The organism is Pricia sp. (assembly GCF_041745955.1).
Taxonomy (GTDB): Bacteria; Bacteroidota; Bacteroidia; order Flavobacteriales; family Flavobacteriaceae; genus Pricia.
Genome location: NZ_JBGTHY010000171.1, coordinates 1 through 6,139, shown reverse-complemented (window position 1 = coordinate 6,139; position 6,139 = coordinate 1). Strand labels below are relative to the sequence as shown.

Here is a 6,139-nt window from a genome sequence, read left to right as displayed (position 1 = left end):
AGGATATGGACGAATGGACGTTTATCAAACCCAAGCAGTGGTACTTTCAAGGCTCGAACGCCCCCGCGGCTTTCAATTATAGGGATTCCGTGCTTTACGTCGCCGGAGACCCTTCGGGCTCTATGAGCGTATTGTATTCGGGTCATCCACAAGATGGGGAATGGGAGGCCACGCCAGCCATTTTGAACGATCTGCAGGATCCCGCACTATTTATCGACGATGACGGACAGGGCTATCTATATTGGGGTTCCTCCAACAAATTTCCCATCCGGGCCCGGAAATTGGATAAGGAAAAAAGGTTCAGGCCTTCGGAGCAAGTCCATGAACTTTTTAATCTTTCCCCCGAAAAACACGGTTGGGAACGCTTCGGCGAAAACCATTCCGACACCGAACTGAGCGGCTATATCGAAGGGCCGTGGATGACCAAGCACAACGGCAAGTACTATTTGCAATATGCCGCTCCCGGAACGGAGTTCAACGTCTATGGCGATGGCGCTTATATGGGCGATTCGCCTTTGGGGCCGTTCGAATATGCACCCAACAATCCCTTTTCGTACAAGCCGGGCGGTTTTATAAACGGGGCAGGACATGGGAGTACGGTCGAAGGGCCTGGTACCCAATTTTGGCATTTCTCGTCCATGGCCGTGAACGTAAATATTGGATGGGAACGCCGAATCGGCATGTTTCCGTCCTTTTTTGATACCGATGGATTGTTATATTCCGACACCTCTTTTGGTGATTATCCACATTATGCGCCCTCGGTAACCGATAAAAAAGGCGAATTTACCGGATGGATGCTCTTGTCTTACAAAAAATCGGTAAAAACTTCCTCCCAATTCGAGGACTATGGGGCCAATGCCCTGACGGACGAAAACGTCAAAACCTTTTGGATCGCCAAGGAAAACAATACCGATCAATGGGTCGAAATCGATTTGACCGAACCCGGCTTGGTACATGCCGTGCAGGTCAATTACAACGACTATAAATCCGATATATACGGAAAGATTCCGGGACTGTACCACCAATACACCATTGAAGGTTCATTGAACGGAACGGAGTGGTTTACTTTGGTGGACCGGAGCACCAACAAAAAGGATGTTCCCAACGATTACGTGGCCTTGGAAACTCCTAAAAAGTCAAGGTTTATCCGATATAAAAACATACATGTGCCTACCCCCTATCTCTCTATTTCGGATATCCGTGTCTTTGGCAAGGGCTACGGAAAAGCCCCAAAGACCGCAAAAGGCCTAGCTGTCGTCAGAAATGACAAAAGACGTGGTGCCGAAATCACTTGGAAACCGGTGCAAAATACCCAAGGCTACAATTTGTTATGGGGCATTGCGCCCGACAAACTTTACAGCTCTTGGTTGGTCTACGACACTACTTCCGTTACCCTAAGGTCCTTGAATTCCGAACAAAAATACTATTTTGCAGTCGAGGCTTTTAATGAAAACGGTGTTGGGGAAAGAAATTCCGTGATGAAATTTGGATTAAAGGTCTTACCTTAAGAACTCAAAAAATAAATAATGTCGAACAAGATTTTTTTGGGTGCAATACTTTTGGCCTTCTTTCTTCACAATCAGGGGCTGTGCCAAGATAGCAAATGGTTCAAGGGAAACCTGCACGCCCATTCGTATTGGAGCGACGGAGATCAATTTCCGGAAATGATCATGGAATGGTACAAGTCCAACGAATATGATTTTACGGTACTCTCCGATCATAACACTTTGGCAGAGGGCGAAAAATGGATAACCTTATCCGAGAAAGAATATCTACAAAAAGGCTTTAGAGACTACCTTAAAAAATATGGAGAGGACTGGGTAACCCATAAATTGGATAGCGAAGGCCACACGAAAGTGAAATTGAAGACCTTAAAGGAATATAGGCCACTTTTCGAAGAAGATGGTGAATTCTTGATAATTCAATCCGAAGAATTGACCACTAACTTTGGGGATAAGCCCATCCACATTAACGCGACCAATATCCAACAGAAAATAGATCCAAGGAACGGGGAAAGTGTCACCGAAGTTATCCAAAATAATATCGATGCCATTTTAGAACAACGCACAAGGTTACATGTGCCGATTATGCCCCATATCAACCACCCGAACTTTGGGTACGGTATTACCGCCGATGATTTTATCCCCTTGCACGATGTGCGTTTTTTTGAGGTATACAACGGCCATCCCGCTGTACACAACGAAGGCGATTCGACCCATTTGGGCACCGAAGAAATGTGGGACTTAATAAATAATTCTTATCTACAGGAAAAAAAACCTTTGTTATACGGAGTGGCCACCGACGACAGTCATCATTACCATCGATTTGATAAAAGTTATAGCAATTCCGGAAGGGGCTGGTTGATGGTCAGGACAGATTCCCTAAAAGCCTCCAGCATTATCGAGGCCATGGAAAAAGGTGATTTCTACGCCTCTACGGGAGTGGTATTAAAGCATTTGGAAATCGGTAACGACCGCCTAAAAATTGAAGTAGTTTCCGAGCCTGGGGTGCATTACGAAATTCAGTTGATTGGCAGGGATGCCACCTCAAAAACATCCCAAATAATAGAGAAGGTGAAAGGTACCAAAGTAACTTTCACATTTCCAGACGGGTATATATGGGTAAGGGCCAAGGTCATATCGGACAAAACGAACCAAAACTTTTTTGACGAGACCGAATTTGAAAAAGCCTGGACCCAACCCATAATCCCAAACCCGAACTGATATGAAACTCCAAAAATATAGGGCTATCGCCCTTTTGATAGGCCTAGCTCCTTTTATGGCACAAGGCCAAAATACCATCCCCGAGGTGGAATCACTTTTGCAAAAAATGACCCTAGAGGAAAAAATAGGCCAGCTGAACCTATTGACCCCGGGTGGCGGTGTGGCGACCGGTTCCGTGGTGAGCGATGATGTCGAGGGCAAAATCAAGGCGGGCGAAGTGGGCGGTATCTTTGGGGTTACAGGTCCCGATAAGGTGCGAAAGGCGCAGGAAATCGCTGTCAACAGCTCCCGTTTAAAAATTCCCCTACTTATCGGTGCCGATGTAATCCATGGGTATAAGACCACCTTCCCGATACCTTTGGGCAGCGCTTCGAGCTGGGATATGGATCTGATAAAACAATTGGCCCGGACCGCAGCGAAGGAAGCCACCGCCGACGGCATCAACTGGAATTTCTCCCCCATGGTCGATATCGCCCGCGATCCCCGTTGGGGCCGAATCGCCGAGGGAGCGGGCGAAGACCCCTATCTGGGCTCGGCCATCGCGACCGCAATGGTACAAGGCTATCAAGGCACCGATCTTACGCAACCCAATACGATGCTCGCCTGTGTAAAACATCTGGTGCTTTACGGCGCCGCGGAAGGTGGTCGCGACTACAATTCGGTGGACATGGGCAAGGTAAAGATGTTCAATCAATACCTACCGCCCTACAAGGCAGCAGTCGACGCGGGGGTGGCCAGTGCCATGACCTCCTTTAACGACATCGACGGCATTCCCGCCTCGGCCAACAAATGGATGATTACCGATCTTTTACGCAAACGTTGGGGCTTTCAAGGCTTTGTAGTTTCCGATTATACTTCCGTCAACGAAATGACCGCCCATGGCCTTGGCGACCTTCAGACCGTTTCGGCCCAAGCTCTTAACGCGGGACTCGACATGGACATGGTCGGGGAAGGCTTTTTGACTACGCTTAAAAAATCACTGGACGAGGGTAAAGTAACCGAGGAGCAAATCACCACTGCCTGCCGACGCATCTTGGAAGCCAAACATACATTGGGGCTTTTTGAAGACCCTTTCCGTTATTCGGATGAAAAACGCCCTGAAAAGGACATCCTGACCGTCGAAAACCGAAAGTTGGCCCGTAAGGTGGCGGCGCACAGTTTTGTCCTCCTAAAAAAACATCGGAATACCCTTCCGTTAAAAAAAACGGCCAAAATCGCCCTTATAGGTTCCTTGGCCGATAGCCGCAACAATATGTTGGGCACTTGGGCACCAACCGGTGAGCACAAATTGGCGGTTACCGTATTGGAAGGCTTTAAAAACGTTGCACCCGAGGCTACGATTACCTACGCCAAGGGCGCCAATATTACAAACGATACTGTCATGGCCAAAAACGTAAATGTTTTCGGACCAAAAATAGAAATCGATGAACGTTCCCCCGAAACGCTTTTAAAGGAAGCCCTTGAAGTGGCCAATGCCTCCGATGTGCTGGTTGCTGTGGTCGGTGAGGCTTCCGAAATGACCGGGGAAGCCGCCAGCCGAACGGATTTATCGATTCCCGATGCCCAAAAGAAACTGATCCGGGCCTTGGCAAAAACGGGCAAACCTTTAATACTGGTTTTGATGAGCGGTCGCCCCTTGACCATGGAAACCGAATATGCACTTCCCGTAAGCATTCTTCAAGTCTGGCATCCGGGCGTGGAAGCCGGTAACGCCATTGCCGATGTCATCTTTGGGGATTACAATCCCTCCGGAAAATTGACGGCCACTTGGCCCAGGAACGTTGGACAAATCCCCATTTATCACAGCATGAAAAATACGGGACGGCCGATCGAATCCGAGGAATTCCAAAAATTCAAATCCAATTATCTGGATGCGACCAATTTGCCATTGCTTCCTTTTGGTCACGGGCTAAGTTATACGGAATTCGAATATTCCGACTTGAACCTGAACCAATCCGAAATCGCTGCCGGTGAATCGTTGAAAGTTTCCGTAAAACTAGAAAACAGCGGCAACTACGATGGCGCGGAAGTAGTTCAGCTGTATCTACGGGATGTCGTGCGCAGTATCACCCCACCGATGCGACAGTTGAAAGGCTTTACAAAGGTTTTCCTGAAAAAAGGCGAAACCAAAATCGTGACCTTGGAACTGAAACCCGAAGACTTGAAATTTTACAACAGTGAATTGGATTTTGTGGCCGAGCCCGGTGATTTTGAGGTGTTTGTGGGAACAGATTCCAATGCCGGCCTAAAAGCATCCTTCAACCTGAAATAAAATCTTTTTTTGTTAGACAATCTGACATATTACAATCCTATTACGTAAACCAACGCCATGGTGCAGAACCTGGAACTTTGCACAGACTTTCCTCGATTTCGCAGACCTTCGGGGAATTTGAAAAAGCCCCTCGGAAAAAAGTCCAAAGGGCCTTTAAGCTGTTCGATAAATTAAGGGGTACGCAAATTCGGTGATTTTGGATAATTTGAAATATCTTGGTTGCTCCAACCGTTAGTGATTTAAAGATTATTTTTGCAGCGAAGTTCGAGGTCTTGAACATCTTGACACCCAAACAAAACGACAACATCACCAATGATCTCCAAAATTGTCACCCTGCCCCGGAACAAAACGTCGGCACAAACCAGTTTGCCTCTACCCTACCTTGCTCAATACCACTTTGGTGGATATGGCAAACGGCCGGCTTCAAACCGTAGAGCGTTCGTTGGAGGTCGGCATGATTCGATACATTCCGACGATTTGGGTCTAGCTTGCCAACAGAATAAGGAAAGGAATAAAATAACGAACTGCGATGCAACAGGTAAAGACCCCATGGGGAAACCGCTTCTTCTTTGACCTTTTTAAAACGGGTTACGTGTCGCCGTTCTATCAACTCCCCGTCCGTAATCGTTTGACGGACGATGTTCTCTTTGATGAAACCGGTCAACAACATCCGAATCAAGAAGATGTTTCCGTTATTTGGGATATCCCCGAATATCTTGAAGTCCATTTAACAGACTTGGGACCCAATATAAAAGTCACCAAAATCAGGCAGTACCAAGGATACTTGATGAATCTATCCCCCTTCAAAAACCTCGACGGATTCCTGGCCAAACAACTCAGTTCCCGAAATAGAAAAAAACTACGATCCAAAAAACGCAATTTGGAATCGGGGCACGACATCCGCTACGCTTTCTATTTTGGGAACATCGATAAGGAGGAATACAATCGGCTTTTTGACGCTTTTTACAGCTTTTTGGAAGAACGCTTCGAGGAAAAAAAGACCGTAAACAACAATTTAGGTAAATGGGACTATTATCGTGAACTTGTATACCCCATGATCCTTGAAAAACGCGCTTCGCTGTTCGTGATCTATGATAAAGACAACCCGATTACTATAGGAATGCAATTTCACCTATCCAGAAGC

General features: G+C 46.9%; 4 protein-coding genes. All 4 read left to right on the top strand.

Annotation, left to right across the window (positions count from 1 at the left end; genetic code table 11):
• Positions 1-1,508 (top strand): family 43 glycosylhydrolase (locus ACEW8S_RS06215; RefSeq protein WP_373517312.1); only part of this gene is annotated, 1,508 nt, incomplete at its 5' end.
• Between the two features lie 18 nt (positions 1,509-1,526).
• Entirely contained in the window at positions 1,527-2,723 is a 1,197-nt protein-coding gene (locus ACEW8S_RS06210; RefSeq protein ID WP_373517311.1) for a histidinol-phosphatase, read from the top strand.
• Between the two features lies 1 nt (position 2,724).
• Positions 2,725-4,995, top strand: coding sequence for a beta-glucosidase BglX (gene bglX / locus ACEW8S_RS06205; protein ID WP_373517310.1), 2,271 nt, complete (start codon positions 2,725-2,727; stop codon positions 4,993-4,995).
• 529 nt (positions 4,996-5,524) lie between these two features.
• Positions 5,525-6,139 (top strand): hypothetical protein (locus ACEW8S_RS06200; protein ID WP_373517309.1); only part of this gene is annotated, 615 nt, incomplete at its 3' end.